The sequence below is a fragment of the Kitasatospora sp. NPDC059812 genome, assembly GCF_042732075.1.
In the GTDB taxonomy this organism is placed as follows: Bacteria; Actinomycetota; Actinomycetes; order Streptomycetales; family Streptomycetaceae; genus Kitasatospora.
In genome coordinates this window covers 1-3,021 of sequence record NZ_JBHWIO010000172.1, presented here as the reverse complement: position 1 = coordinate 3,021, position 3,021 = coordinate 1, and the positions used below count along the sequence as shown (strand labels likewise).

General features: G+C 67.1%; 4 protein-coding genes and 1 tRNA gene. All 5 read left to right on the top strand.

Features of this window, described 5'->3' with window-relative positions; translation table 11 throughout:
- Positions 1 to 78: 78 nt before the first annotated feature.
- The 5 genes from ACFV6D_RS38700 (at position 79) to ACFV6D_RS38680 (ending at position 2,971) form a co-directional block, all read left to right on the top strand.
- Complete coding sequence (locus ACFV6D_RS38700; protein ID WP_380563424.1) at positions 79 to 999, top strand: helix-turn-helix domain-containing protein; 921 nt, start codon at positions 79 to 81, stop codon at positions 997 to 999.
- Positions 962 to 1,093 carry a DUF397 domain-containing protein gene (locus ACFV6D_RS38695; RefSeq protein WP_380563422.1) on the top strand — a complete coding sequence of 44 codons (132 nt, stop codon included), beginning with the start codon at positions 962 to 964 and terminating at the stop codon, positions 1,091 to 1,093. The genes ACFV6D_RS38700 and ACFV6D_RS38695 overlap by 38 nt, the downstream gene beginning before the upstream one ends.
- 19 nt (positions 1,094 to 1,112) lie before the next feature.
- On the top strand, positions 1,113 to 1,364 hold the full coding sequence (locus ACFV6D_RS38690; protein WP_380563420.1) for a DUF397 domain-containing protein: 252 nt from the start codon (positions 1,113 to 1,115) through the stop codon (positions 1,362 to 1,364).
- 132 nt (positions 1,365 to 1,496) lie between these two features.
- Positions 1,497 to 2,825, top strand: coding sequence for a hypothetical protein (locus ACFV6D_RS38685; protein WP_380563418.1), 1,329 nt, complete (start codon positions 1,497 to 1,499; stop codon positions 2,823 to 2,825).
- A gap of 62 nt (positions 2,826 to 2,887) precedes the next feature.
- Positions 2,888 to 2,971: transfer RNA gene (locus ACFV6D_RS38680), tRNA-Leu, on the top strand.
- The last annotated feature ends 50 nt before the right edge of the window (positions 2,972 to 3,021 follow it).

Here is a 3,021-nt window from a genome sequence, read left to right as displayed (position 1 = left end):
TGATGGTCGAAATCGGGTGCCAGGGGCACGTGGTGCGTGAGGGGGCCGGCTGTGGCACATCGGCGGTTCAGGCGTGAGTTGACGGTCAGTTCGGCTGAGTTGTTCGGCGAGGAGCTGCGGTTCTACCGGGAGCTGGCCAGCTACACCCAGGAGGAGCTGGGCAAGCTGCTGCACTGCAGCCGGACGAACATCACCCGGTACGAGACCGGTCAGCGCCGCATGCCGCCGGAACTGGTGGAGAAGGCCGACGAACTGCTCAACACGGGCGGTGCGTTGAGGCGGCTCTGGGGGAGGGTGGACTGGAACGCGCAGACTGAACACCCGGACTGGTTCCAGAGTCACGTCGACATGGAAGCCGAGGCCCTGGCCGTCAGGGCCTTCGAGGTTGGGGTGATGAACGGGCTACTGCAGTGCCGCGAATACGCCGAATCAGTGCTGGCGGTCAGTGATGCGGCTGGAAAGCCCAAAGTGATCGAAGAGCGAGCTGCGGCTCGATTGGCGAGGCAGCGGCGGTTCCTGGAGTTGGATGGCCCGACTCTGCTGGTGATTCTGGACGAGAGCGCCATCCGGACTGTCGTCGGCGGCCCGAAAGTGATGAGGCGTCAAATGCAGCACTTGCTGAACATTTCGAGGCTTCCGAACGTGATCATCCAGGTTGTGCCATTCACGCGTCGACCGGCCAACGCCGACAAGTCCATGGTGATGTTGGAGATGCCCGATGGCCGCACCTACGTGTACTCCGAGAGCCTCGATCGCGGGCACTCGAGCGATGATCCGGCGATCGTTGCACGGCATCGCTGGAGCTATGATCTGCTCCACGAGGCGGCACTGCCAGTAGCTGACTCGCTCGCGCTGATCGCCGATGCGCTGGAAGGGTTCAGAAATGACGAGGGACGAGCTCGATGTGACCGCCTGGTGCAAGAGCAGCTACAGCGGAAGCAACGGAGGCAACTGCGTCGAGGTGGCCCCCGGATTCCCCGGCCTCGTCCCCGTACGTGACTCCAAGGACCCGCGCGGCCCGGTCCTCGTTTTCCCGGCCGTCGCCTGGGAAGCCTTCGTGCGGGCAGTCCGTGAGGGCGACTTCCCAACGTAAGACCTCCGAGGAGCTGGCGATGGTGACCTGGCGGAAGAGCAGCTATAGCGGCAGCAACGGAGGCGATTGCATCGAGGTTGCCCTCACCTGGCGCAAGAGCAGCTACAGCGGCACCAACGGCGGCAACTGCATCGAGGTGGCCCCCGGGTTCCTTCCCGGCGCCGTCCCGGTGCGTGACTCGAAGGATCCCGACGGCCCGGCCCTCGTCTTCCCCGCCGCCTCCTGGGACTCCTTCATCGCCGCTGTCCGGGCCGGCGAGCTCCGGCTCTAGCCGGTCGTCCCCTGTCACACCCGAACGATTTCGATCAGTTCCGGTGCGTCGATGGCGCCTTGAGTAACCAGGCCACTACGGTCCATCACTGTGCGCACATGACCTGCTCGCATCGACCGAGGCGGTACCTCCATGGCACAAGAACCCCGTATCGACGTTGCCCTGACGGCCCTCAAGGAGGGTCAGGCGGAGCCTACCAAGGCCGAGTTGGCGGAGATCGCCAACTCGATCTCGCCCGGCGCCTGGTTCACCAGCGCGCTGTCGGGCGAGCGGGCCGGCCGCGACGCCGACGTGACGTGGGAGCTGACCGGCTCGCCGTACAAGGGGCAGACGGCGACCGGGCAGGCGGCGGTCTACTACGCCAACCCGAAGATCGGCCTGCGCAAGCCCTTCCTCTTCGCGGACGGCTTCAACTACGGCCCGAGCGACCTCCCCGGCCTGTTCGCCTACTTCAGCACCGCCGCCGACGGCGGGCCGGGCCTCTTCGACCAACTGCTCAGCCGGGGCTACGACATCGTGCTGATCGGCTTCACCGAGCGGCACACCCACATCCAGGCCAACGCCGGGGTCGTGATCGACGCCGTCTTCCGGTCCATCGCGGAGCGCATCGGTGACGAGCGGCTGACCGTCGGCGGGGTGAGCATGGGCGGCATCATCACCCGCTACGCGCTCGCCAAGCTGGAGACCGAGCGGATGGACCACCAGACGGGCACGTACCTCTCCTTCGACTCGCCGCACAACGGTGCCTGGATCCCGCTCGTCCTCCAGCAGATGGCGTACTTCTTCGAGGACTACACCCCGGCCGGGCCGGACGGCGTCAAGCAGGCCGACCTGATCCGCAGCCCCGCCGCTCAGCAACTGCTCTGGGCGTGGGTCGAGAACGCCAAGTACTCCGGCCCGGTGGCCACCTCCAGCGACCTGCGCAAGGAGTTCCTCGCCGATCTCGCGCGGGTCGGCAACTTCCCGCAGATCCCGCGCAAGCTCGGCGTCTCCAATGGCCGCCGCGACGGGGCCGGTCTCCCGTTGCCGGCGGGCGAGGTGGCCTTCGACTGGCAGGCGCTGATCGCCAGCGCCACGGCCCGCTTCCAGCCGAACAAGGGCGACAAGCAGCGCATCGGCGGCATGCACCTCGGCCTGGCCGTGCGCCGCAGCACCACCAGCGACGTCCCGGCGCTGGACGCCGTGCCCGGCGGCACCCTGGACTCCTTCGGCAAGGTCGCGGACGCGCTCAAGGCGAAGATCTCCGAGGACTACCGCAGCGGCACCTTCGTACCGGCCGTCAGCGCGGTGGCGCTGGACTTCGACCCGGCGAAGTGGGACGTCGACCCGGCCGCCGCGATCACCGACGCCGCCCTGGAGAACGGCCACCTGGACGCCGTGAAGTTCGACGACGCCAACACCGAGCACAGCCACGTCTCCCGCGTGCTGGTCGACTGGATCGTCGAGCAGCTCGCCAGCTGACCCCTCCCACCTGGTTCGGAGCACCCCCGCGGATGGGCTAAGCTATTCCACATCACCCAGATGCGCGGGTGGCGGAATAGGCAGACGCGCTGGATTCAGGTTCCAGTGCCCGAAAGGGCGTGGGGGTTCAACTCCCCCCTCGCGCACATAGTTCAACCGACGCGATGCGGCCGGTCGATCCGACATACTGTCGGTT